Source organism: Sphingomonas sp. Root710 (genome assembly GCF_001429065.1).
In the GTDB taxonomy this organism is placed as follows: domain Bacteria; phylum Pseudomonadota; class Alphaproteobacteria; order Sphingomonadales; family Sphingomonadaceae; genus Rhizorhabdus.
Map to the genome: position 1 here is coordinate 1089449 of NZ_LMIB01000001.1, position 25882 is coordinate 1115330.

General features: G+C 64.1%; 23 protein-coding genes. 14 read left to right on the forward strand and 9 right to left on the reverse strand.

Translation table 11 applies throughout. The features are described 5' to 3' along the window. The 8 genes from ASE00_RS05110 (at position 1) to ASE00_RS05145 (ending at position 7596) form a co-directional block, all read left to right on the forward strand. Positions 1 to 474 (forward strand): prepilin peptidase, encoded by a 474-nt coding sequence (locus ASE00_RS05110; protein WP_056378071.1) that lies wholly within the window; start codon positions 1 to 3, stop codon positions 472 to 474. Positions 475 to 541: 67 nt separating this feature from the next. Continuing rightward, positions 542 to 1534, forward strand: coding sequence for a Flp pilus assembly protein CpaB (cpaB, locus tag ASE00_RS05115; RefSeq protein ID WP_056378072.1), 993 nt, complete (start codon positions 542 to 544; stop codon positions 1532 to 1534). Between the two features lie 2 nt (positions 1535 to 1536). After that, positions 1537 to 3048 (forward strand): type II and III secretion system protein family protein, encoded by a 1512-nt coding sequence (locus tag ASE00_RS05120; protein ID WP_056378073.1) that lies wholly within the window; start codon positions 1537 to 1539, stop codon positions 3046 to 3048. 13 nt (positions 3049 to 3061) lie between these two features. After that, the gene (locus ASE00_RS05125; protein ID WP_235538537.1) at positions 3062 to 3709 is read left to right on the forward strand and encodes a CpaD family pilus assembly protein; all 648 of its coding nucleotides are present in this window, start codon (positions 3062 to 3064) and stop codon (positions 3707 to 3709) included. After that, on the forward strand, positions 3709 to 4974 hold the full coding sequence (locus ASE00_RS05130) for a pilus assembly protein CpaE (RefSeq protein WP_056378074.1): 1266 nt from the start codon (positions 3709 to 3711) through the stop codon (positions 4972 to 4974). Before ASE00_RS05125 ends, ASE00_RS05130 begins: the two co-directional genes overlap by 1 nt. 22 nt (positions 4975 to 4996) lie before the next feature. After that, positions 4997 to 5971, forward strand: coding sequence for a type II secretion system F family protein (locus tag ASE00_RS05135; protein WP_056378075.1), 975 nt, complete (start codon positions 4997 to 4999; stop codon positions 5969 to 5971). A gap of 1 nt (position 5972) precedes the next feature. Continuing rightward, positions 5973 to 6965 carry a type II secretion system F family protein gene (locus tag ASE00_RS05140; protein WP_056378076.1) on the forward strand — a complete coding sequence of 331 codons (993 nt, stop codon included), beginning with the start codon at positions 5973 to 5975 and terminating at the stop codon, positions 6963 to 6965. A 58-nt stretch (positions 6966 to 7023) separates the two neighbouring features. Beyond that, on the forward strand, positions 7024 to 7596 hold the full coding sequence (locus tag ASE00_RS05145; RefSeq protein WP_056378077.1) for a hypothetical protein: 573 nt from the start codon (positions 7024 to 7026) through the stop codon (positions 7594 to 7596). A gap of 6 nt (positions 7597 to 7602) precedes the next feature. On the opposite strand, the gene ASE00_RS05150 is transcribed toward ASE00_RS05145, so the two are convergent. The 4 genes from ASE00_RS05150 to ASE00_RS05165 form a co-directional block, all read right to left on the reverse strand. Continuing rightward, the gene (locus ASE00_RS05150; RefSeq protein WP_056378078.1) at positions 7603 to 8763 is read right to left on the reverse strand and encodes a DUF418 domain-containing protein; all 1161 of its coding nucleotides are present in this window, start codon (positions 8761 to 8763) and stop codon (positions 7603 to 7605) included. 63 nt (positions 8764 to 8826) lie between these two features. Beyond that, the gene (ppdK, locus tag ASE00_RS05155) at positions 8827 to 11496 is read right to left on the reverse strand and encodes a pyruvate, phosphate dikinase (protein ID WP_056378079.1); all 2670 of its coding nucleotides are present in this window, start codon (positions 11494 to 11496) and stop codon (positions 8827 to 8829) included. Between the two features lie 56 nt (positions 11497 to 11552). Continuing rightward, positions 11553 to 13586 (reverse strand): glycine--tRNA ligase subunit beta, encoded by a 2034-nt coding sequence (gene glyS, locus ASE00_RS05160; protein WP_056378080.1) that lies wholly within the window; start codon positions 13584 to 13586, stop codon positions 11553 to 11555. Positions 13587 to 13588: 2 nt separating this feature from the next. Then, positions 13589 to 14464 carry a glycine--tRNA ligase subunit alpha gene (locus ASE00_RS05165; protein WP_056378081.1) on the reverse strand — a complete coding sequence of 292 codons (876 nt, stop codon included), beginning with the start codon at positions 14462 to 14464 and terminating at the stop codon, positions 13589 to 13591. A 135-nt stretch (positions 14465 to 14599) separates the two neighbouring features. On the opposite strand from ASE00_RS05165, the gene ASE00_RS05170 reads away from it, so the two are divergent. The 3 genes from ASE00_RS05170 to ctrA all read left to right on the forward strand — a co-directional run bounded on the left by ASE00_RS05170 (position 14600) and on the right by ctrA (position 17380). Next, on the forward strand, positions 14600 to 15523 hold the full coding sequence (locus tag ASE00_RS05170; protein ID WP_056378082.1) for a TraB/GumN family protein: 924 nt from the start codon (positions 14600 to 14602) through the stop codon (positions 15521 to 15523). Next, on the forward strand, positions 15495 to 16523 hold the full coding sequence (locus tag ASE00_RS05175) for a glycosyltransferase family 92 protein (RefSeq protein WP_082594467.1): 1029 nt from the start codon (positions 15495 to 15497) through the stop codon (positions 16521 to 16523). Before ASE00_RS05170 ends, ASE00_RS05175 begins: the two co-directional genes overlap by 29 nt. Before the next feature lie 161 nt (positions 16524 to 16684). Continuing rightward, positions 16685 to 17380, forward strand: a complete 696-nt coding sequence (gene ctrA / locus ASE00_RS05180; RefSeq protein WP_056378083.1) for a response regulator transcription factor CtrA — start codon at positions 16685 to 16687, stop codon at positions 17378 to 17380. 129 nt (positions 17381 to 17509) lie between these two features. Here the strand turns inward: ctrA and ASE00_RS05185 are convergent, their stop codons facing one another. Then, the gene (locus tag ASE00_RS05185) at positions 17510 to 17899 is read right to left on the reverse strand and encodes a nuclear transport factor 2 family protein (RefSeq protein WP_056379333.1); all 390 of its coding nucleotides are present in this window, start codon (positions 17897 to 17899) and stop codon (positions 17510 to 17512) included. A 124-nt stretch (positions 17900 to 18023) separates the two neighbouring features. On the opposite strand from ASE00_RS05185, the gene ASE00_RS05190 reads away from it, so the two are divergent. Next, positions 18024 to 19877 carry a CHASE2 domain-containing protein gene (locus tag ASE00_RS05190; protein ID WP_056378084.1) on the forward strand — a complete coding sequence of 618 codons (1854 nt, stop codon included), beginning with the start codon at positions 18024 to 18026 and terminating at the stop codon, positions 19875 to 19877. A 104-nt stretch (positions 19878 to 19981) separates the two neighbouring features. Here the strand turns inward: ASE00_RS05190 and ASE00_RS05195 are convergent, their stop codons facing one another. The 3 genes from ASE00_RS05195 to ASE00_RS05205 form a co-directional block, all read right to left on the reverse strand. Continuing rightward, positions 19982 to 20761 (reverse strand): hypothetical protein, encoded by a 780-nt coding sequence (locus tag ASE00_RS05195; RefSeq protein ID WP_056378085.1) that lies wholly within the window; start codon positions 20759 to 20761, stop codon positions 19982 to 19984. Continuing rightward, complete coding sequence (locus ASE00_RS05200) at positions 20761 to 22368, reverse strand: hypothetical protein (RefSeq protein WP_156405273.1); 1608 nt, start codon at positions 22366 to 22368, stop codon at positions 20761 to 20763. The genes ASE00_RS05195 and ASE00_RS05200 overlap by 1 nt, the downstream gene beginning before the upstream one ends. Positions 22369 to 22613: 245 nt before the next feature. Further along, on the reverse strand, positions 22614 to 23507 hold the full coding sequence (locus ASE00_RS05205) for a LysR family transcriptional regulator (RefSeq protein ID WP_056378087.1): 894 nt from the start codon (positions 23505 to 23507) through the stop codon (positions 22614 to 22616). Positions 23508 to 23582: 75 nt separating this feature from the next. Between ASE00_RS05205 and ASE00_RS05210 the strand changes: the two genes are divergently transcribed. Next, complete coding sequence (locus ASE00_RS05210; protein ID WP_056379335.1) at positions 23583 to 24191, forward strand: pyridoxamine 5'-phosphate oxidase family protein; 609 nt, start codon at positions 23583 to 23585, stop codon at positions 24189 to 24191. Next, a complete protein-coding gene (locus tag ASE00_RS05215) occupies positions 24188 to 24598 on the forward strand; it encodes a VOC family protein (protein WP_056378088.1) in 411 nt (136 codons plus the stop codon). The genes ASE00_RS05210 and ASE00_RS05215 overlap by 4 nt, the downstream gene beginning before the upstream one ends. A 30-nt stretch (positions 24599 to 24628) precedes the next feature. Here ASE00_RS05215 and ASE00_RS05220 read toward each other — a convergent pair whose 3' ends face one another. Next, entirely contained in the window at positions 24629 to 25744 is a 1116-nt protein-coding gene (locus ASE00_RS05220; RefSeq protein ID WP_056378089.1) for a helix-turn-helix transcriptional regulator, read from the reverse strand. Between the last annotated feature and the right edge of the window lie 138 nt (positions 25745 to 25882).

Sequence of the window (25882 nt, forward strand, 5' to 3'; positions counted from 1 at the left end):
ATGACTGTTCAACTTCCTGACGTTTTCGGCATCTTGCTGGCGGTCCTGCTGCTGATGGCGGCGTGGACCGACATCAAGACCCGGACGATATCGAACGAACTCAACGCCGCCATCGCGCTGCTCGCGGTAGGCTTCTGGTGGGTGGCGGGCGAGAGCCTGTGGCCCGATGTCGCGATCCGCGTCGCCATCGCACTCGGCCTGTTCCTGTTCTTCGCGGTGCTGTTCATACTCAAGATGATGGGCGGCGGCGACGTCAAGATGATCGCGGCGCTGGCGCTCTGGCTGCCGTTCAACGCCCTTATGTCGATGCTGACGGTGATGGCGCTGGCGGGCGGCGTGATCACAGTCTTCCTGCTGGTGCGTCAGCGCTGGCGGCCGAACGCCGTCCGGCCCGAGGTCCCCTATGGCGTCGCGATCGCGATCGGCGGGCTGTGGGTTATCGCAAACGGCTTGTTAACCACGTCTGTTGCATAGCGGCAGCATGGGTCCGCGGGGGGCCCGGCGTCTTTGTAGGCCCTGACCGGGCGAAAGGTCTGAACCGATGGATGCGAGGAAGTTGCTGCTGCTGATCATGGCCCTCGTCATGGCGGGCATATCGGCGGTTGTCGTACGCGGGTTTTTCGGCGGCAAGAGCGAGGCCGAAGCGGCCCCGGTCGCCGCGCCGCAACCTACCGGTCCGGAAGTCGCCGTCGCGATCCGCCCCCTGCCCGTCGGCACGATCATCGGCCCGGAAAGCTTCCGCTATCAGCGCTGGCCCGCCGAACTGGTCGGCAAGACCTATTATGTGAAGGGCGAGAACGATCTCGCCACGCTCAACGGCTCGGTGGTCCGCTATGCGATCACCGCCGGTGCACCGGTCACCCAGGGTGCGCTGGTCAAGCCCGGTGATCGCGGCTTCCTGGCCGCAGCGCTCGGCCCCGGCATGCGTGCCGTCACCATCTCGGTTTCCGCCCAGTCGGGCGTGGCCGGCTTCGTCTTTCCCGGTGACCGCGTCGACCTGATGCTGACGCAGGAAGTTCCCGGCGGCGGCGATGGCCCCGCGCTGAAGGCCGCCGAGACGATCATCCGCAATATCCGCGTCCTCGCCGCCGACCAGCGCACCGACAAGACCGTCGACGAAGAGGGCAAGACCGTCGTCGCCAACACGTCGAACGTCACGCTGGAAGCGACGCCGAAGATCGCCGAGAAGATTGCTGTTGCGCAAACGATTGGGCAACTTTCGCTTGCCCTGCGCTCGATCGCGGATGACCGGGCCGAACTGGAAGAGCGGATCGCCAATGGCGAGGTCAAGCTCCCCGCCGACAGCGATCCCAAAGCCGAGCGACAGATGATGCTGGAGATCGCGTCGCGCCCGATCGATACCAACACCACCTATACGGTCGGCGCCGACGTCTCGCGCTATCAGCGGTCGAGCGTTCCCGCCAAGCCGGGCGCCGGCGCTCCCGCCGCCACGCCCAGCGAGGCCCCGGCCGGTCCGGTCATCCGGGTCGCGCGCGGCAACACCGTCACCGTCACGCCGGCCGGAGCCAAGTGAGTATGCGTATGTTTGCGAAACAGGCGCTGCTCGGCGCCCTCTGCAGCGCGGTCGCGCTGGCGCCGGTGATGTCGGCCGCCGCCGCGACGCGCACCGTCAGCGGTGTCCGCACGGCGACAATGGGCAAGCCCAGCGAGACGACCACGCTGTCGATCGGCGAGGGCCAGCTCGTCAACCTGCCCACCGCGATGACCGACCTGTTCGTTGCGGACGACAAGATCGCCGATGTCCAGGTCCGCTCGCCGAACCAGCTCTACGTCTTCGGCAAAGGGCCGGGCGAGACCGCGGTCTATGCCACCAACAAGGCGGGCGCGGTCGTCTGGTCGTCGATCGTCCGCGTCGGCAGCAACATCACCAGCGTCGACACGATGCTCAAGCTCGCCATGCCCGACGCGGCGATCCGGTCGACCACGATGAACGGCATCGTCCTGCTGACCGGCACGGTCGCCAGCCCGAGCGACATCGAGGAAGCCCAGAAGCTTGTCGAACAGTTTGTCGGCAAGGACACCCAGGTCGTCAACCGCATCAAGTCGGCAGTGCCGCTGCAGGTGAGCCTGCACGTCAAGATCGCCGAGGTCAGCCGCGAGTTTGCGAAGACGATCGGCGCGAATCTGCTGAGCCGGGATACCAGTGGCGGCTTCCTGTTTGGCATCGGCCAGGGCAATCCCGGCACCATCAAGGATTATGTCAATCCGAACACCGGGCAGACGGCGATCGGGACGCCGCTATATACGATCAACAATTCGGCCACGGCGACCACGCTGGGCTTTGCCGGTCATGCTCTGGGCATGGACCTGCTGGCGACGCTCGACCTGGCCGAGAATGACGGCCTCGTCACGACGCTGGCCGAGCCGAACCTGACCGCGATCTCGGGCGAGACCGCCAGCTTCCTGGCGGGCGGCGAAATCCCGATTCCGATCGCGCAGGGCTTCGGCGCGGTGTCGGTCGATTTCAAGCAATATGGCGTCAGCCTGTCCTTCACCCCTACGGTGCTGGGCGACGGGCGGATATCGATCCGCGTGCGGCCGGAAGTTTCACAGCTGACCGACGCCGGATCGGTGCGCCTCAACGGCTACACCATACCCGGTCTCGTCACCCGTCGCGCGGAAACCACGGTGGAGCTCGGCTCGGGCCAGGCTTTCATGATCGGCGGCCTGATGTCGAATGGACAGAACAGCTCGGTCGACAAGGCGCCTTTCCTGGGCGACCTGCCCGTTCTCGGCGCTCTGTTCCGCTCGAACGCCTTCAAGCGCAACGAGACCGAGCTGATGATCGTCGTCACCCCCTATCTGGTGAAGCCGGTATCCCCCAGCCAGATCGCGCTGCCGACCACCGGCCTGCGCGCGCCGACCGATGCCGAGCGGATCATCGCCGGGCAGACCTTCATGGGCAAATCGGGCGACAAGAGCCCGGTGCCGGTGCCCGCGCCGCCGAAGACGATCGCGCCCGTGGGCCGCGCCCCGTCCAAGTCCAGTGCCGCATCGGTGCCCGATGCCGGCTTCAAGCTCGATTGACGAGAGGATGACGATGTCCTTGCAGATCCTCACCTTCCCCGCGCGGACCGCGATGCTGGCGGCGTTGCTGACCGCGCTGCCGATCGGCGTGGCGCAAGCCGACCGTTTCAACCGCTCGGTCGAATCGATCCATCAGCCGGTCGTCCAGCGGAGCGACTATGTCCTCGACGTGTCCGCCGCCGGCCTCGACCCCGCCGAAAGCGCGCGGGTGCATGACTGGCTCGACGCGATCGATCTTCGCTATGGCGATCGAATCGGCGTCGACAGTCAGGCCGGCGGCAAGGGATCGAATGCCGATATCGCTGCGATCGTAGAGAGTTATGGTCTGTTCCTGAACGCCGGGACGCCCGTCACCGAGGGCGCGATTGCGCCCGGCCAGGTGCGCATCGTCGTCAGCCGTTCGACCGCCAGCGTGCCGGGCTGCCCCGATTACAGCCAGGCGTCGCAGCCCAATTTCACCGCCTCGGCGTCGTCCAATTATGGATGCGCGACCAATTCGAACCTCGCGGCGATGGTCGCCGATCCCGAGGATCTGGTGCGCGGCCAGGACAAGCGCGGCACCGACGCCGAGATCGCCACCAAGGCGATCCGCATCTGGCGCAACACCGATCCGAGCGGGAAAAACGGCGTGAAAGCCGAATCCACCAAGGGAGGCAATTGATGAACGCTCCCTTCAATCCCAAGCAGCAGACCCGCAATCCCTTCGCGGCCTATGTCTGCGACGACAACAGTTCCGAGCTGCTCAAGCCGCTGGTGTTCGAACTCGGCTGGGCGCCGGAATCGGTCAGCAAGGGCGGATTGCGTGGTGCGGTCCAGTCGCTGTCGGTGTCGGCCAGCCCGACGATCCTGTTCGTCGACCTGGCGGACTCGGCAGATCCGCTGGCCGACGTCAATTCGCTCGCCGAAGTCTGCGAGCCCGGCACGATCGTGATCGCGGCAGGCAACACCAACGATGTCCGCCTCTACCGCGAACTGCTCAACAGCGGCATTCAGGATTATCTCCTGAAGCCCTTCACCGCGGACCAGATCCGTGACTCGCTCGCCCAGGCGCAAATGATGCTGATGGGCCCGCGCCACGGCATGATCGCCGAGGATGCGATCCACCTGATGACCGCCGTGATCGGTGTGCGCGGTGGCGTCGGCGCGTCGACCGTCGCCTCCTCGCTCGCCTGGCTGATGGGCGAGAATGGCGGCCATAGCACCGCGCTGCTCGACCTGGACGTGCATTTCGGGACCGGCGCGCTGTCGCTCGACCTCGAGCCTGGCCGCGGCCTGACCGACGCGATCGACAATCCGGCGCGCATTGACGGGCTGTTCCTCGAGCGCGCGCTGGTCAAGGCCAACGACAAGCTCTCGGTCCTGTCGGCCGAAGCCCCGATCAACAATCCGATCATCACCGATGGCGGCGCCTATTTCCAGCTGCAGGAGGAGATGAAGGGCGCATTCGAATGCACCGTGGTCGACGTACCGCGCGGCATGATGGTCCAGCATCCGCATCTGTTTCACGACGTCCAGTCGGTCGTGCTGGTGGTCGACCTCACCCTGGCCGCGACACGCGACACGATCCGCATCCTCGCCTGGCTAAAGAACAACGCGCCGCAGGCCGGCGTGCTGGTTGTCGCGAACCGCGTCCATCCCAGCCTGACCGAGATCAGCCGCAAGGATTTCGAGAACTCGATCGAACGCGAGATCGACTTCATGCTGCCCTATGACCACAAGCAGGCGGTCAACGCCGCCAAGCTGGGCAAGCCGGTCGCCGAGGCGGGCAAGACGTCGAAGCTGGGCCAGGGCCTTGCCCAGATTTCCGAGAAGCTGCTCGCGCTGGTCAGCGACGATCCGACCGGCGGCGAAAGCAAGAAGAAGGCGTCGCTGCTCGACGAGCTGAGCGCGATCTTCGCGACCAAATCCAAGATCGCGAAGAAGTGATCGCGCAGGTGGTCATCGCGTCATGCTGACCGCACTCTTCATGATGGTCATGGCGGTGGTCATGACCATGTTCTTCTTCGTCGTAGCACGTCCGCCGGCGCAGCGCGCATTTGCGAAGCGGCTGTCGTCGGTGCGCAGCCGCTACAATGTCCACGGCGAACCCGTCGTCAACGAACAGGTCCGCAAGCTGCTCGCGAGCCGCGCGTCGATGGTCCGCAAGGAGAAGAGCGGGCTCGACCGCTTCCTGCCCGACCCGATCGAGATCAGCCGCAAGATCGAGGCAGCGGGCAAGAAGTGGCCGGTCCGCAATTATTTCATCGGCTCCGGGATCACCGCGGCAGTGCCATTCCTCGGCGGCATCGTGCTGGGCCTGCCACTGTGGATTGCGTTGATCTTCGGTACGGCGGCTGGGCTGGCCCTGCCGCCGATGTTCCTGAACTTCCTCGGCAAGCGCCGCATCGCGCAATTCGTGGTGCGTTTTCCCGATGCGATCGAACTGCTCGTCCGCGGCCTGCGCGCCGGCCTGCCGATCGCCGAAACGATGGGCGCGGTCGCGTCCGAAATCGAAGGCCCCGTCGGCAGCGAGTTCCAGGCGGTTTCCGACCGCATGAAGATCGGCCGCACGCTCGAGGCATCGCTGCAGGAGACCGCCGACCGTCTGGGCACATCCGAGTTCCAGTTCTTCGTGATCACCCTGGCGATCCAGCGCGAGACCGGCGGCAACCTGGCCGAGACGCTGTCGAACCTGTCGGACGTGCTGCGCAAGCGCATGCAGATGAAGCTCAAGATCTCGGCGATGTCGTCCGAATCCAAGGCGTCCGCCTATATCATCGGCGCGCTGCCCTTCATCGTCTTCGCGCTGATCAGCTTCATCAGCCCGACCTATATGGGCAGCTTCTTCACCGACCAGCGGCTGATCATCGCGGGCATGGGCGGCATGTTGTGGATGTCGATCGGCGCCTACATCATGCGCCAGATGATCAATTTCGAGATCTGAGATGGAACACGCCGTCACCCCTCAGTTCTTCAGCACATTGCTGTCGATCAGCATCGCGCTGACCACCGCGATCATCATGCTGGTCGTTGGGCACAGCGTCGTGAAATCGGTTGCGCGCGATCCGATGGCACGGCGCGTGCGCGCGCTGAACGACCGGCGCGAACAGCTCAAGGCCGGCGTCGCCGCCTCCAAGACACGCCGCCGCGCGAAGATGGAAAAGAAGGCGAGCGTCTCGATCGGCCGGATGAAGGCGATCCTGGGCAGCATGAAGATGCTGCAGGATTCGCAGCTCAAGGCGGCATCGCTCAACCTGTCGCGGGCGGGAATCCGTACCAAGGACGCGGCGATCACGGTGATCTTCTTCCGGCTGGTCGCGCCGATCCTGATCGGCGGCACCGCGGCGATCGGCGTCTACCTTCTCAACTGGTTTCCCGAGGCGAGCGCATTCAAGAAATATATGATCGTCGCGGGCGCGCTGATCGCCAGCTACAAGGCGCCCGACATCTATGTGAAGAACCTGATCACCAAGCGGCAGCACGCGATCCGCAAGGCCTTGCCCGACGCGCTCGACCTGCTGGTGATCTGCGCCGAAGCGGGCCTGTCGGTCGACCTCGCCTTCAACCGCGTCGCGCGCGAACTGGCCAAGGCCTATCCCGAACTCGGCGACGAATTCGCGTTGACCGCGATCGAACTGGGCTTCCTGACCGATCGCCGCCAGGCGTTCGAGAATCTTGCCCAGCGCGTGAACCTCGATTCGATCCGCGGCGTCGTCACGACGATGATCCAGACCGAGAAATACGGCACCCCGCTTGCCGCGGCGCTGCGCGTGCTGTCGGCCGAATTCCGCCATGAACGCATGATGCGCGCCGAGGAAAAGGCCGCGCGCCTGCCGGCGATCATGACGGTGCCGCTGATCCTGTTCATCCTGCCGGTGCTGTTCATCGTCATCCTCGGCCCCGCCGCCTGCTCGATCAAAGATAATGTGATGAGCTGAGCGGGAACGTAGAGCACGCGTAACGGTTTAAGCTCCCATAGTTTGGGAGGCTTTGTTCATGCCGGATTTCACCACCAATCAGTGGGTCGTCCTTCTGCTCGTCTTGGTGCTTGGCTGGTTCCTGGGGCTACTGACGCTGTCCGGCGGCCGCAAGTGGCGCAAGGGTTTCGAGCAGGAACGCGCCGCCCGCATCGCGGCAGATGCGGAATGCGACCGGCTTTCGACGCGGCTGGCGGAACTGGAAGGCGAGCGCGACCGTCGAATTGCGCTGGAGCATGAACGCGACCAGCATATCGCCCGCGCCGCGGCCGCCAACGATCGCATTGCTCAGCTCGAGAAGGAACGTCCGGTCACCTACGCAGATACGGCGGGATCGATCGCCGCAGCCGCCTCTGGCCAGCGCGACGATCTGGCGCTCATCTTCGGAGTGGGACGCGCCGGTGAGATCAAGCTCAACGAACTCGGCGTCCATCGTTACGCCGAAATCACCGCGCTTTCTCCTGCCGAAGAGGCCGGCCTTGAAGGGCGCCTCGGCCTCGCGCCGGGCACGATCGCGGACGAACGCTGGCGCGAACAGGCGGAAATGCTGCGCAAGGGCCAGTTCGACGAGCATGCCAGGCTGTTCGCCTAAAGCGGCTCAGGGCCGGCGGCCATATGTTCCCCAGCGCCACAGCCATTCTGCCGGGCCGAATCGAAAAGCCTTGAACCACAAGGCGGCAAACCCCGCCTGGGCCACCAGCACCGCAATCGCGACCAGCCAAAGTTGCGGCCAGGAGAGCCTGTTCCACAAGCCAAGGCCGAAGCCCGAGAATATCCACGCGGCGATCAGGCTCTGGCCGAGATAGAGGGTGAGCGCCATCCGCCCCATCTCGCCCAGCCGCGCCACCAGCCGGGGCCACGCGCCGCGCCGCCACAGCATCAAGAACAGGCCGATATGACCTAGCGTCATCGCCAGCCGCCCTGGTTGGTCGATAACCGCGCTGACGATCGTCGGCGCGCCGTCATTGCCCAAGATCAACGCGGTGTGGACAGCGCGGAGGACAAGACCCGCGCCATAGCCGCAGCGGACCATGCTCCCTGGGACGGCAGTGCCGGCATCTTCGCTGAACACCCCCTTGCGATACAGTACCATCCCGATCAGCATGAACGCCGCGGCGTCGGCCATCCAGCGATAGGTGAGCGCGTTCACCGTCCAGGACCAGCTGACATAGCTCATATAATCGAAGGTCTGCCAATAATTGCCAAGCCTAGCCGCACCCTCCCGCGCCAGAATCTCGGGCGAGTAAACGGTCGCTTCGGGGATGAGCCCGGCGGCTTCATGCCCGGCCCAGGCGGACAGCAGAAGCAGAAGCACCGCCGCCGCCGACAGCAACTGAGCGGGCTTGAGCGGATGGAGGATCAACACGATGATCCCGGCGAGCGCATAGATGATAAGTATGTCGCCGGGCCACAGCAGCAAGGTGCTGTCGATGATACCGAAGAGCAGCAGGAAGACCAGCCGGCGTAAATAGAGGCCGACCCGGTCGGCGCTATCGTCGTCGCCGACGAAGATCAGCAGCCCCATTCCGAACAACATCGAGAAGAGCCCGCGCATCGTGCCGGTGATGAACAGTTGCGCGACCGTCCAGACCTGCCAGTCCGGATCGCCCGCCGACGGCATGGTCATCGGCCGGTCCATCGCCAGCGGCCCGCCCATGTCGAAGATGTTGACGAGCAATATCCCGCACAGCGCCACGCCGCGCAGCGCGTCGATCGAACGGATGCGGTGCAGGGGATTGGCGGGACTAGGTGAGGTCATCGCCCTTCCCTAGCCCGCCCATCGATCTGCGTCATCCCGGCGGCGACCGGGACGACAGCAAACTTATTTCTTCGCCTTCAGCGCGGCCTGCGCCGCCGCGAGGCGAGCGATCGGCACGCGATAGGGCGAGGCCGAGACATAATCGAGCCCGATCGTCTCGCAAAAGGCGATCGATGCCGGGTCACCGCCATGTTCGCCGCAGATGCCCAGCTTGATGTCGCCCCGGGTCTTGCGTCCACGCTCGGCGGCAAGTTCGATCAGTTCGCCGACACCTTCGACGTCGAGGCTGACGAACGGATCTTTCGCATAGATGCCTTTGTCGACATAGGTCGTCAGGAAACGGCCCGCGTCGTCACGGCTGACGCCCAACGTGGTCTGGGTCAGGTCGTTGGTGCCGAAGGAGAAGAACTCGCCGACCTCGGCGATCTCGCCCGCCTTCAGCGCAGCGCGCGGCAGTTCGATCATCGTGCCGACCAGATAGTCGAGCGTGCGGCCCTTCTCGGCGAACACGGCCTTGGCGGCCTTGTCGATCACCGCCTTCATCAGCTCGAGCTCGCGGCGGGTGGCGACCAGCGGCACCATCACCTCGGGGATCGGTGCGTTTCCAGACTTCTCCGCGACATCGCAGGCCGCCTCGAAGATCGCCCGCGCCTGCATCTCGTAGATTTCGGGATAGGTGACGCCAAGACGGCAGCCGCGATGGCCGAGCATCGGGTTGAACTCGTGCAGTTCGGCGGCGCGGCGGCGCAGCGCCTCGACACCTATGCCGGTCGCCGCCGCGACCTCCGCGAACTCCTCCTCCTCATGCGGCAGGAATTCGTGGAGCGGCGGATCGAGCAGGCGGATCGTGACCGGCAGGCCGGCCATGATCTCGAAGATCTCGGTGAAGTCGGCGCGCTGCTCGGGCAGCAACTTGTCGAGCGCGGCACGGCGACCCTTCTCGTCCTCAGCCAGGATCATCTGGCGGACCGCGGTGATGCGGTTCGCGTCGAAGAACATATGCTCGGTGCGGCAAAGGCCGACGCCCTCCGCGCCAAATATCCGCGCGGTCTTGCAGTCGAGCGGGGTTTCCGCATTGGCCCGGACCTTGAGGCGGCGGACCTTGTCTGCCCAGCCCATCAGCGTGCCGAAATCGCCCGCCAGCTCGGGCTGGACGGTCGGCACCGCGCCGATCATCACCTCGCCGGTCGCCCCGTCGATCGTGATGATATCGCCTTCACGAACTTCGCGGCCGGCGACCCGGAAGACCTTCGCCTTGGCGTCGATCGCGAGGTTGCCGACACCCGACACGCAGGGGCGCCCCATGCCGCGCGCCACCACGGCGGCGTGACTGGTCATGCCGCCACGCGCGGTCAGGATGCCCCTGGCGGCATGCATGCCGTGAATGTCCTCTGGCGATGTCTCGACACGCACCAGGATCACGGCATCGCCCAGCTCGGCGCGCTTCTCGGCGGTCTCGGCATCGAACACGACGAGACCCGACGCGGCGCCCGGCGATGCGGGAAGCCCCTTGGCGATCACGTCACGCGGAGCGCTGGGGTCGAGGGTCGGGTGGAGCAACTGGTCGAGCGCCGCCGGATCGACGCGGGCGACCGCCTCTTCCTCGGTGATCAGCCCTTCATTGGCCATGTCGACTGCGATCTTGAGCGCCGCCTTGGCGGTGCGCTTGCCCGAGCGGGTCTGGAGCATCCAGAGCTTGCCCTGCTGCACCGTAAACTCGATGTCCTGCATGTCTCGATAATGCGTCTCGAGCAGGTCGAACACCTTGGCGAGCTGACCATAGACCTCGGGCAGCGCCTCTTCCATCGAGGCGGGCTTGGCCCCGGCCTGCTCACGCGCGGTCTTGGTCAGATATTGGGGCGTGCGGATGCCGGCGACGACATCCTCACCCTGCGCGTTGATCAGGAACTCGCCATAATAAGCGCGGTCGCCCTTGGCGGGATCGCGGGTGAAGGCGACGCCGGTGGCCGAGGTCTCACCCATGTTTCCGAAGACCATCGCCTGCACGTTGACCGCGGTGCCCCAGGCGGCGGGAATGTCATTCAGACGACGATAGACCTTTGCGCGTTCCGACTGCCAGGAACCGAAGACCGCGCCGATCGCGCCCCACAGCTGCTCATGAACATCCTGCGGAAAGGGCTTGTCCCACAGCTCGACGACCAGTTCCTGATAGCGCTTGACCAGCGCCTGCCAGTCATCGGCGGTCATCTCGGTGTCGAGGCTGTAGCCCTTGTCCTCTTTGGCGATCTCAAGCGCTTCCTCGAAGGCGCTGTGATCGAGCTCGAGAACGACGTCCGAATACATCTGAATGAAGCGGCGATAGCTGTCCCACGCGAAGCGGGGGTCGCCCGAGACAGTGGCGAGGCCGACGACGGTCTCGTCGTTCAGGCCCAGGTTGAGCACGGTGTCCATCATGCCGGGCATCGAGGCGCGCGCGCCCGACCGGACCGACACGAGCAGCGGATCGGCGGCGACGCCGAACTTCTTGTTGGTGATCGCCTCGATATGGGCGATGCCGTTGGCGACTTCGGCCTTCAGGCTTTCGGGGAAGATCTGGCCTTCGTCATAATAGCGCTGGCACATTTCGGTCGAGATGGTGAAGCCGGGCGGCACCGGCAGGCCGATCGACGCCATCTCCGCGAGATTGGCGCCCTTGCCGCCGAGCAGGTTGCGGTCGCCCTTGCCGCCATCGGAAACACCGCCGCCGAAGCGATAGACATATTGCGTCGTCATCAAGCCGTCACTTTCCCTATCACGACCCGCCCCTTGCTTGGGGCGCGGCAATCGAATCAGCCTTCTATTTTCGAGAAGTCAGCAACATTGTGCACCGCAGCACGTATTTTTTCAAGTAGGGCAAGACGTGTACGTCGCTTATTTTCGTCCGCGTCATTGACCGTGACGTCGTTGAAGAAGGCGTCGATCGGCCCGCGCAACGAGGCGAGGACGGACATTGCCCCGGCGAAATCCTCCGCCTCGATCGCCGTCGCAACCTTGGGCTCGGCCGTGTCGAGCGCCGCGATCAGCGCGGATTCGGCGGGTTCGGGCGCATAATCGGGAACAGCGGAAGCGCCCTCGGGCACCCCGCCCTCCTTCTTGAGAATGTTCGCCGCGCGCTTGTACCCCGCGAGCAGGTTCGCTCCGTCCGGGGTTTCGACGAAGGCCTGCAACGCTTTGACCCGTGCAAGCAATCGGACGAGATCATCTTCCCCGCCGAGCGCGAACACCGCGTCGATCAGGTCGTGGCGCACCCCGGCCTCGCGCTGCTGCACCTTGAGGCGGTCGGCGAAGAAGTCGAGCAGCTCGGTGCTATCGAGCGCGTCCGCGCCGAGCACCTGCTTCGCCTGCGCGATCGTCGCCGCGAGCTTCAGACGGGTGCCGTTGGCGAGAATGGTTTGGATGATCTGCAGGGCGGCGCGGCGGAGCGCGAAGGGGTCCTTTGACCCGGTCGGCTTGATCCCGCGCGCGAAGAAGGCGACGAGCGTGTCTATCCGATCAGCCAGCGCGACGCAGGCCGGAATGCAGCCTTCGACCGAGCCGACATATTGCTGCTGGAGCGCCGCGACGGTGCCCGGCTTCTCGCCACCCTTCTCGGCATAATAGCCGCCCATGACGCCCTGAAGTTCGGGAAACTCGCCGACCATGGCGGTGGCGAGATCGGCTTTGGCGAGCAGCCCGGCGCGATGCGCGGTTTCGGCATCGCGATCGGGGAAATAGGCGGTGGCGATCCAAGCGGCGAGATCGGCGATCCGATCCGCCTTTGCGCGCAGCGTGCCCATGCCTTCATAGAACAGCATCGATTCCAGCTTGGGGAGATAGTCCTCCAAACGGATCTTCAGGTCCTGCTCCCAGAAGAACTTCGCGTCCGACAGCCGCGCCGCCAGCACCTTGCCGTTGCCCGCGACGATGCCGACGCCGCCATCCCTCGCCGTGATGTTGGCGGTGCAGATGAAGGCTGGAGCGAGTTTGCCAGCTGCGTCGTTCAGGACGAAATATTTCTGGTTGGTGCGCAGCGTGAGCTGGATCACCTCGCGCGGGACTTCGAGGAAGGACGGGTCGAAATGGCCGAGCAACGGCACCGGCCATTCGGTGAGCCCAGCATTCTCCGCGACCAGCCCCTCGTCGGGCACCACCGACAGCCCCGCCTCGGCCGCCAGTTCGGCGGCGCGGGTGCGGATGATGTCGCGGCGTTCGGCCGGGTCGACGATGACATGGCAGGCGCGCAGCTTTGCCGCATAATCGTCGGCATTGCCGATGGTGATGATCCCGGGATGGTGGAAGCGATGGCCGACGGTCGCCGCGCCGCTGACGACGCCATCGATCTCGAACGGGACGACATCGTCGCCGAGCAGTGCGATCACGCCCTGGAGCGGGCGGACCCAGCGCAGCGCACTGGTCGATTGCGAGGCGGTGCCCCATCGCATCGACTTGGGCCAGGGAAAGGCGCGGACGATCGCGGGGATCGCCTCGGCCAGGACGGTGGCGGTCGCGCGGCCGGGCTTCTCCACCACCGCAAACAGCGTGCCGTCGCGCTCGACAAGCTGGTCGGCGGTGAGGCCGGTCTTGCGCAGGAAGCCTTCGAGCGCCTGCGGCGGCGCGCCGACCTTCGGGCCCTTGGTCTCTTCGGAGACGGCGGCGGTCTCCACCGGCAGGCCACGCGCGATCAGCGCGAGGCGGCGCGGCGTGACATAGCTGGTCAGGCCCTCGGGCTTGAGCCCCGCCTTGGCGAGTTCCTCGGCGAACAGGCGGGCGAGATCGGCGGACGCCTTCTCCTGCATCCGCGCAGGGATTTCCTCGGAGAGGAGTTCGAGCAGGAAATCAGCCATGATCAGGCCTCCCACCCATTATGGCTCATCCACGCCGCGCAGGCGCCTTTCGCCAGTTCGCGGACGCGGCCGATATAGGCCTGGCGCTCGGCGACCGAGATCACCCCGCGCGCCTGCAGCGTGTTGAAGATATGGCTGGCCTTGATCGCCTGATCATAGGCTGGGAGCGGCAGCGGCTTGTCGCGATCGAGCAGCGCGCGGCATTCGTCGGCGGCCTGGGTGAACTGTTTGAAGAGCAGTTCGGTATTGGCGGCCTCGAAATTATAGGCGCTGAACTGGCGCTCATTTTCGAGGAAGACATCGCCATAGCTGACGCCCTCGTTGTTGAACGCAAGATCATAGACCCGGTCGACACCCTGGATGTACATCGCCAGCCGTTCGAGCCCATAGGTCAGCTCGCCCGCCACCGGCTTGCAGTCGAAGCCGCCGACCTGCTGGAAATAGGTGAACTGGGTCACCTCCATCCCGTCGCACCAGACTTCCCAGCCAAGGCCCCAGGCGCCCAGCGTCGGGCTTTCCCAGTCGTCCTCGACGAAGCGGATGTCGTGCGCCAGCGGGTCGATGCCGATCCGCTCCAGGCTGCCGAGATAGAGCTCCTGCAGATTCGCGGGCGAAGGCTTCAGGATCACCTGATATTGATAATAATGGCCGAGCCGGTTCGGGTTCTCGCCATAGCGGCCATCGGTCGGGCGGCGCGACGGCTGGACATAGGCGGCCTTCCACGGCTGCGGCCCCAGCGCGCGCAGCGTGGTCGCGGGGTGGAAGGTGCCCGCCCCCATCTCCATGTCATAAGGCTGCAGGATCACGCAGCCCTGGTCGCTCCAATAGTCATGGAGAGTCAGGATCAGGCGCTGGAACGAGAGCGGCTTGGTCGCCAAGACAGGGTCCTTCGGGCTTACGAAAATCGTAAGGGCCCTTTGGCGTGGGGCGTGCGGCGGGTCAAGGAATCTGGTCGCCTCGCTTCTTTCCAACGAAGGCTGGGATGACGATCCATTTTCGCCTAGACCGTCGCCATGATCCTGTTCCGCCGCGCCCTTGCGCCGCTTCTCGCCGCCCTGATCGCAACCCCGGCCATAGCCGCGCCGGCGCTGTGGAAATTCGGCGACGCCGACACCACCATCTATCTGTTCGGGACGATCCACGCGCTGCCGCCCGGCTACCAGTGGCAGGATGCCCGCATCCGCAAGGCGATGGCCGCCGCTGACACGCTGGTGGTCGAGACGCAGATCGACAAGGATCCGCAAGCTATCGCCCGCCTGTTTCCGCCCCCCGACCCCAACCTGCCCCCGATCGTCGAAAGGCTGCCGGAAAAGCTGCGGCCCCGCTTCATCCAGCAGGTGAACGATGCCAGGATCAGCATGGCGAGCCTCGACCGGATGCCGACCTGGCAGGCCGCCTTTGTGATGATGGGGACGACGATCAAGAAGCTGGGCATCCAGCGCGAAGCCGGTGTCGAGGCGAAGATCACGCCCGCCTTCGAGCCGCAGGCGATCAGCGCCGCCGCGCCCGGCGCGCGCATCCGCAAGGTCGAAGCGCTGGAGACCGCGTCGGCCCAGCTCGAACTGTTCTCCACCCTGCCCGAGCAAGACCAGCGCGAGTTGCTCGCCGCGATGGTCGACACGCAGAGCGGCGCACGCACCGATTATGACCGGCTGCTCAGCAGCTGGGCCAACGGCAACCAGATCGAGATCGCCCGCGCCTTCGAGAAGGACGAGGACCTGACCCCGCATCTGCGCGAAGTGCTGCTGCGCCGTCGCAACGCCAACTGGACCGAATGGCTGAAAAAGAGGCTCGACGTGCCGGGCACCGTGTTCGTCGCAGTCGGCGCCGGACACCTCGCCGGGCCGCTGTCGGTGCAGACGATGCTCGCCGCCCAGGGGATCAAGGTCCAACGCATATATAACAGCCGTGTCCGCGCCAGATCCTCTCGCCATTGAGCTCGCCACCGACGCCAATTTCGATGCCCAGCGCTACCTGCTGGCGTCGGGCGACCTGGCCGACCCCTATCGCGACGGGCTCGATCCCTGGACGCATTTCGACGCCCATGGCCGGCACGAGGGGCGCCCGCAGCTGGCCGGCCGGCCCGCCATTGCGCCCGCCGACCGATCGCCCGGCGTCACCCTGTGCGGGATCGCGCGCAACGAAGGTCCCTATCTGATCGAGTGGATCGCGTTCCACCGCAGCATCGGGATCGAGCGGATCGCGCTCTATTCGAACGACAGCGATGACGGCAGCGATGCCCTGCTCGAACGGCTAGCCGCGCTCGGCCTGATCGATTACCGCCCCTGGCCTGGCGTCGAGGGCCGCTCATCACAGATCAGCGCCTATCAGGACGCCGTCGTCCGCTGTGAGACACGCTGGATCGCCTTCCTCGATCTCGACGAATTTCTGAACCTGAAGAGCGACGCGTCGATCGCCGGTTTCCTGGAGCGGTTCGCCCCCGACGTCGCCGCCATCGGCCTTAACTGGCGGGTGTTCGGATCGGCGGGGCTGATCGATCATGCGTCGGGGCTGGTGACCGATCGCTTCGTCCGCGCATCGGAGATCGATCATCCGCTGAGCCGCCAGATCAAGACCATCGCGGTCGCAAGCGAGATATACAAGGTCACCGCCCATCGCGTCCGCCTCATGAACGGACGCTATGCCGACGCGTCTGGCGCGGCGCTGGACCCCGGACGGGGCTTCGCGCCGGTCCGCTACGACCATGTCCAGGTTAACCATTATATCCTGAAATCACGCGCCGAGTTCGAACGGAAGCGGCGCCGGGGATCGGGTCTGAGGGTGGTCGGCGACCCGATGAAATTCACACATCGCGACGGCAGCTACTTCGACGATCACGACCGGAACGAGACAATCGACGAGTCGATCCTGCGCTGGCGCCCAGCATATATAAGGGAGATCGCCCGCATCGAGGCGTTGTTGGGCGGTCTGCCCTAAGCCGCGAAATCGACACGGATTTTTTACCTAAGTAAAAATCACGAATGGTCTTTAACACCGCATTAACCTTTTACCTTCATTAACGGCATGGTTAACAAGGTTCACGGGCGGGCCGGACGACGTGTTCGGTCCCCTGGCACTGGCAAGCAGGAACGGGTCTTATGCGCGTATTGCTGATCGAGGATGATCCCACGACCGCCAAGAGCATCGAGCTGATGCTGGGTTCGGAAGGGTTCAACGTCTACACCACCGATCTGGGCGAGGAAGGCCTCGATCTGGGCAAGCTCTATGATTACGACATCATCGCGCTCGACCTGAACCTTCCCGACATGCACGGCTATGACGTGCTCAAGAAGCTCCGCAACGCCAAGGTCCAGACCCCGGTCATGATCCTGTCAGGCATCGGCGAGATGGACTCGAAGGTCCGCGCGCTTGGCTTCGGCGCCGACGATTATGTCACCAAGCCGTTCCACCGCGAGGAACTGGTCGCTCGCATCCATGCGATCGTGCGCCGTTCGAAGGGCCACAGCCAGTCGGTCATCCGCACCGGCAAGCTGGCGGTCAACCTCGATGCGAAGACGGTCGAGGTCGATGGCGCCCGCGTGCACCTGACCGGCAAGGAATATGCGATGCTCGAGCTGCTGTCGCTGCGCAAGGGCACCACGCTGACCAAGGAAATGTTCCTCAACCATCTCTATGGCGGGATGGACGAGCCCGAACTCAAGATCATTGACGTCTTCATCTGCAAGCTGCGCAAGAAGCTCAGCCTGGCATGCGGCGGCGACAATTATATCGAGACCGTCTGGGGCCGCGGCTATGTGCTGCGTGATCCCGAAGAGGGCCAGGTCGCAGCCTGACCCTTTTTCTCTACCGCGATTTCCGAGCCGGCGGATGCGTTGGTCCGCCTCGAAATCGCTAACCCATTTGCTACAGGGGGCAAAGCAGGGCCGCGTTCCGCAAGGAGCGCGGCCTTTTCGCGTCGGGGATCAGGCCAGCGTGAGGTAAAGCTCCGCCTCGATCACCCAGTCCGAGCCGATCCTGCGCCATTTCGCGCTGTATTCGCCTGCCGCAAACTGCAGACCGGTCTTGGCCGACATGCCCTGCCAATGACCATGTTCGAACGCAATCGGCGCGACCTCCGAAACCCGGATCGTCTCCGGCGTGCGGATATAGACGCTGCGTTCGGGCGCGGCGAACTCGCGCTTCCATAGCACCAATTGTGCCTTGCGCCCGGATAGGACCGCGCTGTCGGTGCCTGTGACGAGAACGACATCGGGTGCGAGAAGCGGCCCGATCGCGCTGAGATCGGCATCGGCAAGCGCGCGGTTGAACGCGGCGCGGCGCATCCGGATGGCAAGGTCTGGGCTGGTCTCCACATCCGCGCTTTCAGCCGCTTTGCGCGCCGAAAGCAACCATCTGCGAAGGGCGTTGACGACGCCGATGATAGCCATCAGGGTCGCGCCACTCGTCCGGTGGGGACCCGAGCCTTGGGGGAATGGGATGCGATCGCGGTTCACCGCCGGATGGGTTGCGCTGGCGCTGATCGGCAGCGCGCTCGTCGCGGGCCTGATCCTGACCCGCGCCACCGAGCGGATCGACTATATCGTCTATGACCATGCGCTGTCGGCCACCGATCGCGACCCGCCCGACGACATCGTCATCGTCGCGATCGACAATCGCAGTCTGGAGGCGATCGGCCGCTGGCCCTGGCCGCGCAGCGTCCATGCCAGCCTGTTGAGCCAGCTTGCCACAATGGGGCCGCGCAGCGTCGGCTATGACGTGCTGTTCATCGAGCCGAGCCCCGACGATGCGATGCTGGCCGATGCGGTGCGCCGCAGCCGCGCGATCCTGCCGCTGGTGATCGACGTGCCGGGCCAGAATGGCGCGCCCTATGACATCGCCCTGCCCTCCGGCCCCCTCGCCGAGGCGGCGGCGGGGATCGCTCAGGTCAATCTCCACTTCGACAGCGATCGGGTCGTGCGCCAGATCTATCTGGAGGAAGGCGACGGCGAGCGCGCCTGGCTCCAACTTGGCGCGGTCATGGCGGGCCTGCGCGCCAGCGGGGGTGCGGCCGCGGACAGCAAGGCATTGCGGCAGGAGCACCCGGTCCTGATCGCCTATGGCGGCGCGACGGGGCATATCCCGACCGTCTCCTTCATCGACCTGCTTCAGGGCAGCGTGCCGCCGGAGCTGATCGCGGGCCGCCACGTCCTGATCGGCGCGACCGCCGACGGCCTCGGCGATCGCTATGCCACGCCGAAATCGGGCGCGACCAGCCAGATGTCTGGTGTCGAGATCCAGGCGCATCTTCTCGACGCGATCCTGCGCGGGGATGCGATCACGCCGCTTTCGACCGTCTGGACGCTGGGCGTGGCGCTCGGGGCGCTGTGGATCGTGTTGCTTGGTTTCCTGTGGCTACGCCCGCGCGCCAGCGCCGCGCTCGCCTTCGGCGTGTTCATCGCGATCATCGCGCTGAGCTTCGGCCTGTTCCGCTTCGCCGGCATCTGGCTGCCGCCGGTCTCCGCGCTGGCGGGGCTGTTGTTCGTGATGGTCGCCGAGGCGGCGCGCGAGCGGGCGCGGCTGCGCGAGATGCTGGTGCGCGAGCGGATCGCCGCCGCCGCGGTGGAGGGCGAGCTTCAGGCAGGGCGCACCATCCAGCTCGGCATGCTGCCGCCCCGCGCCGAGATCGCGCGGATCGATCCGCGCATCGACGTCGACGCGCTGCTCGAACCCGCCAAGTCGATCGGCGGCGACTTGTACGACGTGATCCGGATCGACGCCGACCGCATCGCCTTCCTGGTCGGCGACGTCACCGGCAAGGGCGTGCCCGCCGCGCTGTTCATGGCGCTGTCGAAGGCACTGACCAAGAGCGTCGTGCTGCGCGGCATCGCCAGCCTCGCCGAAGCCGCGTCGATCCTCAATGAGGAACTGATGCGCGACAACAGCGAGGCGATGAACGTCACGATGCTGATCGGCGTCATGGACCTGTCGAGCGGTGAGGTGATCCTGATCAGCGCCGGCCACGAGGACCCGCTCCATATCCGCGCCGACGGCACGATCGCACCGCACAAGCTCGACGGCGGACCGCCCTTCTGCATCACCGACTTCCCCTACCCCGCCGAGGTGATGAAGCTCTCGCCCGGCGAGACGCTCGTGCTGATCTCCGACGGAGTGAGCGAAGCGCTCAACGGCGCCGACGCTTTGTTCGGCCATGACCGGCTGCTCGCCGCGCTCAAGGGCGGGACGAGCGCGACCGACATCGTCGAAGCGGTGCGCGACGCGGTACGCACCTTCGAGGATGGCACCGATCCCACCGATGATCTGACCGTGATGGCGGTACGCTATCTGGCGTAAAAGTCAGTGCCCCTTCGAGCGGGATCACGATGCTTCTGGCAAAATCCTCGGTCATCGCTTCGACATCAGCATGCTGGGAACATCTGCTCACCGAAAAAGTCAGGTCAGCTTGCGGCATATCCAGGCGCCGTCATCCGTACGCTGGCGCCCGCCTTATCGAACCAGCGCTTCCACTCTTCGCGCATGTCCTCGGTTTGCAGCCTTTTTGCCCGCGCGTTGCCAAGCTCGAAATACTCGGCGCTCACACCGTCAAGAATGTGGGGCGCCGGCTCCCGGAGCTTCAAATTCTTTGTCCAATAGATGCTGGATTCGAGCCCATCCGAAAACAGTACGAGCGTACGCTTATCTCCCGTCCAGTGAAGCACAGGATTGCTTGCAGCCCGCGTGATCTGCGCCGTGATAGGCGATGTTGGCGCATCAGGCAGGTTTTGAAGCTTGGTGCTCATGTCGAGCAATGCTTTCTCGAATCCCACATATGCGTCGTCGAGAAAACGGCCAGACTCGTCAAGCCGCGCGTCCTTGGCCTGGCCCGGCAAACAATGGCTGAAAAGCGGAGCCAAAGGAGTAGAGGTATCATCGCCAAAGGCAACGATGATGACCTGGCTATAGCGGGGCAACTCTTTTACCCGATCACGAATGGCTTGAACCACCTCATTCGCAGTCGCCGCAGACAGATGGTCGGTTGCATCGACCATGAAGAGGTCCGCTTCAGGCGTTGTTGAAGCGGACAAACAACCGGTGTCCGCATCGGTGACATGCACGGCCTGCGAGCGCTTCAAATACATATACCCGCCCGTCACTCCCGCCAACAAAACCGCCAGAGCCGCGAGCCAAATGATCCCGCTGACCGCTTCCTTGCCTCCCTTTCGACCGCGTCGCGCCATCAGATTTTCTCCGGTCGAAGCGTTGCGATATCACCCTTGTCCCGCGCTGCCGCGGCCATAATGTCGTTCCGCCAGTTTCTGCTACGTTGATAGCTCTTGAGCGCCTGCTCCACGATCCGTTCGCGCTCAAGCGCATATTCCGCCAATTTCGCCTCGACGAGATCGTTCAATCTTTCCCGCGCTGCGACAACCGACGACTGGCTGACATCTTCCCGTTCACACAAATTATTGGCGTTCTCGACGAAAAGCCGGTGCCGCTGCGAAAGTTTATCGAGATGGCCCTGCATTGAGCCTTTGACTTCTGCCGGCGGCAACGCCGCGTCCGCCACGTCTCCGTCAAAACCGTTCTCACGAATGAACGCGGTAAACAGCCTCGCCGCACCATGTATATCGTCGATGTCATGGCTGTGCTGTTCGACGACATTTTCATGATCCGCAACCAAGGTCTGAATAGGCACCTTACAAGCCACGATAAATCTCGGGGCTTCCTCCAGCATCTCGGCGTGGGTCTGGGCTATCTCTTTCGCATCATCCAGATCGACGGAATATTGATCCTCGAAGGAGTCCTCGGCATCGAGAAAATCGAGCATGCGCTTCCTGCCCCCAGGAAATGCGCCGCCATATTGAAGATATTTGCGGGCGACAGCGGAGATCAGCGAACAAATACAGAGCGTGTAAGCAAAAGCGGGAAGGTCGAGCATGGCTCGCACACCGGCAAATGGATCGCCCATTAACTCTGCGCGCGCGGTTTCGAGCGGGTGCAGGTCTCCACTTTCTCCTGCAATCCTAACGAGGCTCAGCGAAGAAACAAAAATGAACGAGAGCACGAATGCGAGGGCTATCAGCCCCAACCCCACAAGTACGCCCCCCTGCGCGATCTTGTTCGTTCGTTGAAAACCAATCCCAAAAAGCATGCCCAATATGATTGTGGCGAGAGAGGTAAGCGATGCGATCAAAACGCCGCCTATCAATCCTGTTTGTTGGGTATCCGCCTGAAAAACGGCGTTCATCAGGAACTCTATCAGCAAAAGTACGCCGATCTGGCCAAAGACAGCGAGATCAAGGCGTTTTCCCCAATGGTAATCCTCCGGTATCTTATACCGATGGAGAAACTCTTCCAATTTAACCCGGCTTTTGACCAACTCGCTCGCCAGCGAAAGAAGGTCGGTATGGAGCTTGACCCGGCGGTCCTCCAGCTTGGTTTCAAGCGTGCTCAGGATTTCATCCGGCTTCGCCTCATCTAGCCAAGCCGCTTCCTGTTTTAAATTATCGTCGATCTGATCGAGTGCATTATCCGCTACCCTATAGGCCTCGACAGCATGTTGGCGCAGCTGATCCGCAACGGATTCAAACAGCCTGCTCCCGGGTGTCAAAATGGCGCCGCTCTTCAATACCTGACGCGAAATATTCAGGCCGTTGTCGATCTTATCCGCGATAGCCGAAGCGACGAAAGGCCGAGGATTTCTAGAAAAAATTCCCTTCAAAAACCACAATATTCCAGCACGGGCAGCAACAAGCGGGGTCTTTTCGTAGCGTTGCCGCGACGAACGAGCCTTAGGAGCTTCGATGAAATATTGGCCCGAATCTGGCCGCTTCCTGATCCCCATCGCGAGCCCCGCCTGCAATCATTCGATCAAGTAATGATGCCCGGGGGTTTCATGAGCGACAAGTATCAGCCGAACAACGATTGTACCAAATTGGATGCATATATGCTGGTAAATTAAATTTCCTTTACCGATCAAAATCTTCACATCTATGGTGTTATCAGCAAAACCGTAAAGTCATATAAAAGTGCATCCTGGAATAGGAGCTCAGAGTTCCTTTCACTGCGCCATCCAGGGCCGAAATACCGCTAGCCCCACGCTCCCTGCCGGGCGCGCTCGCGCATCATTTCGATGAACGCGCGCACCGCCGGCATCGCGGCCCGCCCGGCGTCGTACAGCAGGCTGACCGGCATCGGCGGCGGTGCGTGCTCCGCCAGAAGACGCACCAGCCGGCCGGCGGCGATCGCATCGGCCGACTGGTAGCTCAGCACATTGGCGATACCCAGCCCGGCTTCCGCCGCTGCAATCGTCGCATCGATCGTATTCACGGTCAGGCGCGGAGAGACCTCCACATCGGCATCTCCCTTCGACCCGAAGGGCCAGGCGCTACCGACGCGCACGCCACTGCCGACAATGCAGCGGTGGCCCGCAAGATCGGCGGGGACCAGCGGAACGCCATGCGCGGTGAGATAAGCCGGGCTGGCCACGATCGTCTGGCGCACCGATCCGATCGTCACGACGCGCAGCGCACTATCCGCCAGCGCGCCGATCCGTACCGCGACGTCGATTCCTTCTTCGACGATGCGAACGTTGCGATCGAGCAGCATCATCCGCGCGCTCAAATCCGCATGTCTATCGAGCAGCGCGCCGATCACCGGCAGGACATGCAGCCGCCCGAACATCACCGGGGCGGTCACGTACAGCTGTCCGCGGGGCGCGGATCGCCCGCCCATCACGATATGCTCGGCCTCATGCAGATCGGCCACGATCTGCCGCGCCCGATCGAGAAAGGCCGCGCCTTCGTCGGTTAGAGACACCGCCCGGGTCGACCGATGGAACAGCGTCACGCCCAGATGCCGTTCGAGCGCCGCGACGGCGCGGGTGACGGCGGGAGGCGCCACGCCCAGTGCCCGCGCCGCCGCCGCAAAGCCGCGATGATCGGCTACTGCGACAAAGGCGGTGAGAGTCTCGAAACGGTCCATTATTCTCATATTTGAAATAGTGAACACGATTTCTCGGTCATTATCATGGAAATGGCAACGCGCTATTTCCGCTGCATGGCACAGACGTTCCTCCATAGGATGTTCGGACCGGGCGCCCGCGCGCTTCAGGAAGCCGCGGGATCGCGGGCTTCCTATGCGCGGATGGAGGCGCAAGCGGGCCCGATCGACATCCTCACCGCCCGCGAGCTGGATTTCATCGGCGGACGCGACAGCTTCTATATGGCGAGCGTGAGCGAAGATGGCTGGCCCTATGTCCAGCACCGCGGCGGCCCTTCAGGCTTTCTGCGGCATATTTCGGGAAATCGGATCGGCTTTGCCGACTATCGCGGCAACCGCCAATTTCTCTCCGCCGCCAACCTGGCTGCCGACGATCGTGTCTCGCTGTTCCTGATGGACTATCCGAACCGCCGGCGGCTGAAACTGATCGGCCATGCCCATGGCAGTGACGACCCCGCCCACATCGCCGCGTTGATGACGCCGGGTTATGCCGCGGAGCCCGAACGGGCCTTCGTGATCGACGTGGTGGGCTTCGACTGGAACTGCCCGCAGCACATCACCCCCCGCTTCACCGAAGCCGAGATAAGGCAGGGCACCCAGCCGCTTCTCGACGAACTCGCCGCATTGCGTGCCCGCATCAACGAACTGGAAGGATCGAAAGCATGACCGGGAAACTCACCCGAGGCGTCCACCATATCGGCCTCACCGTCCCCGACATCGACCAGGCCCGCGGCTTTTTCTGCGGCGTGCTCGGTTTCGAAGAGGTCGGCGGGGTCCCCGACTATCCGTCGATCTTCGTGTCCGATGGCTCGGTCCTGCTGACGCTGTGGCGCGCCGCCGACCCGCGCACCGCGCGGGCCTTCGACCGGCGCGTCAATATCGGCCTCCATCACCTGTCGCTGGCAGTGGCGGACGACGCCGCGCTGGACGCTGTCTGGGCCAGGGTGAGCGCGCATCCCGAGGTCGTCATCGATTCCGCGCCGGGGCCGATCCGCCCCGGGTCGGCGACACGCCATTTCCTGGTGTTCATTCCCGGCGGAATCCGGCTGGAGTTCGCGACACCGTTCAGCTGACGTCCGGAATGTCCGACCCGAGCACGCGTCTCAGCAAGCGTCGAAGCGGCGGACGGTAGCCATCAGATGGTTCAACCTGTGTTCCCGCCCGCTCTCAGACGATGTGGCTCCCATGCCGGCCCTGATCTGCGCGGGTGAAAAGCCGGTTGCGCTTCTCATGAAGCGGCGAAAGGATCGCGCGTCCGAAAAGCCGAGGTCTTCGGCAACGTCCTCGGTATGCGCGATACCATATTGCAGCCGCGCGACGGCGAGATCGGACAGGCAGGATCGGCGAAGCTGCTGGAAGTTTACGCCTTCGCGCCGCAAGGCGCGCCACAAGGACATTGGCGACATGTCGAGACGGGACGAAATCGTCTCGACCGAACTCGTCGGATCGTCGGCCAGAATCGAGCGGACCAACGCGGCCGTGGCGACACTATCCTTTGGCAGAAACGAGGCGCTGTCCTCATTCCACACATTCCCAAGGCTGAACCGGATCGCATCGGAAATCGGTCGTTCCGAATTGCGCGCCCGCACCGGCCAACCGAGGCAGCTGCGCGGGAAGTGTATCGCCGTCACGCTATCCAACTTGGCATAGCTGCGAATGAAATAGCGGCGGTCGTCGATCAGCGCTGGATGATCGCGACAGACGGTGGAGAGCCACAGCAGCGGCACGGTCCGGCCCGCATACCAGCACAAGCACATGTGGAAGGCGACGATCAGCACCTCTTCCGCCGGAAGGGAGTCCGTCATACCTGCCGCATCGATCTGTACGGATAGGCTCGCGACCTCACCGACAGCCTCCAGCTTCCAGCGAAAGCCGCCGTGGAACATTTCGAAGAAGCGCATCATCTGTTTGAGCGCATCCTCCAGATGCGAAAAGCCGAGCATGATGCGCGCGCCCGTCGCGAAGGTTCCGACGGGCAGCCGCTGCTTGGTGAGGGCGTGAAATTCGTCGTCGGCGAGCGAGGCGATGTTGAGACACAACAGGCACAGCTGTTCGGGGTCTATCGGTCTTACGAGGTGCCCCCGCTCATCGAGAAAAATGCCGACATTCTCGAGCATCGCCGAACATGCTTCGTCGTCGGCATAGGACCAGGCGCAATGCCGCTTGATCCATGCGACCACGGGGTCGCCCGTCAATCCTTCTTCGCCAAGGCTCGGCATGGCCTATCCACTCCCCGATGGCGGCCAACTAAGACCCTATTCGAGAGGCCGGTCAAGGTTTCTCACTAGCGTTCGTCGAGCGGATCGAGAACGTTGCCGATGGTGCAAACTTTGGTCCTCCCCCCGCTGCAATCTCCC

Excerpts from the sequence above, each read along its gene's own strand:
- glyS (WP_056378080.1), bottom strand. The coding sequence starts at position 13,586 with ATGGCTGATTTCCTGCTCGAACTCCTCTCCGAGGAAATCCCTGCGCGG.
- ASE00_RS05120 (WP_056378073.1), top strand. The coding sequence starts at position 1,537 with ATGCGTATGTTTGCGAAACAGGCGCTGCTCGGCGCCCTCTGCAGCGCG.
- ASE00_RS05195 (WP_056378085.1), bottom strand. The coding sequence starts at position 20,761 with ATGGCGCGACGCGGTCGAAAGGGAGGCAAGGAAGCGGTCAGCGGGATC.
- ASE00_RS05150 (WP_056378078.1), bottom strand. The coding sequence starts at position 8,763 with ATGACCTCACCTAGTCCCGCCAATCCCCTGCACCGCATCCGTTCGATC.
- ctrA (WP_056378083.1), top strand. The coding sequence starts at position 16,685 with ATGCGCGTATTGCTGATCGAGGATGATCCCACGACCGCCAAGAGCATC.
- ASE00_RS05110 (WP_056378071.1), top strand. The coding sequence starts at position 1 with ATGACTGTTCAACTTCCTGACGTTTTCGGCATCTTGCTGGCGGTCCTG.
- ppdK (WP_056378079.1), bottom strand. The coding sequence starts at position 11,496 with ATGACGACGCAATATGTCTATCGCTTCGGCGGCGGTGTTTCCGATGGC.
- ASE00_RS05135 (WP_056378075.1), top strand. The coding sequence starts at position 4,997 with ATGCTGACCGCACTCTTCATGATGGTCATGGCGGTGGTCATGACCATG.
- ASE00_RS05170 (WP_056378082.1), top strand. The coding sequence starts at position 14,600 with ATGATCCTGTTCCGCCGCGCCCTTGCGCCGCTTCTCGCCGCCCTGATC.
- ASE00_RS05220 (WP_056378089.1), bottom strand. The coding sequence starts at position 25,744 with ATGCCGAGCCTTGGCGAAGAAGGATTGACGGGCGACCCCGTGGTCGCA.
- ASE00_RS05200 (WP_156405273.1), bottom strand. The coding sequence starts at position 22,368 with ATGGGGATCAGGAAGCGGCCAGATTCGGGCCAATATTTCATCGAAGCT.
- ASE00_RS05130 (WP_056378074.1), top strand. The coding sequence starts at position 3,709 with ATGAACGCTCCCTTCAATCCCAAGCAGCAGACCCGCAATCCCTTCGCG.
- ASE00_RS05125 (WP_235538537.1), top strand. The coding sequence starts at position 3,062 with ATGTCCTTGCAGATCCTCACCTTCCCCGCGCGGACCGCGATGCTGGCG.
- ASE00_RS05210 (WP_056379335.1), top strand. The coding sequence starts at position 23,583 with ATGGCACAGACGTTCCTCCATAGGATGTTCGGACCGGGCGCCCGCGCG.
- ASE00_RS05205 (WP_056378087.1), bottom strand. The coding sequence starts at position 23,507 with ATGGACCGTTTCGAGACTCTCACCGCCTTTGTCGCAGTAGCCGATCAT.
- ASE00_RS05145 (WP_056378077.1), top strand. The coding sequence starts at position 7,024 with ATGCCGGATTTCACCACCAATCAGTGGGTCGTCCTTCTGCTCGTCTTG.
- ASE00_RS05190 (WP_056378084.1), top strand. The coding sequence starts at position 18,024 with ATGCGATCGCGGTTCACCGCCGGATGGGTTGCGCTGGCGCTGATCGGC.
- cpaB (WP_056378072.1), top strand. The coding sequence starts at position 542 with ATGGATGCGAGGAAGTTGCTGCTGCTGATCATGGCCCTCGTCATGGCG.
- ASE00_RS05215 (WP_056378088.1), top strand. The coding sequence starts at position 24,188 with ATGACCGGGAAACTCACCCGAGGCGTCCACCATATCGGCCTCACCGTC.
- ASE00_RS05140 (WP_056378076.1), top strand. The coding sequence starts at position 5,973 with ATGGAACACGCCGTCACCCCTCAGTTCTTCAGCACATTGCTGTCGATC.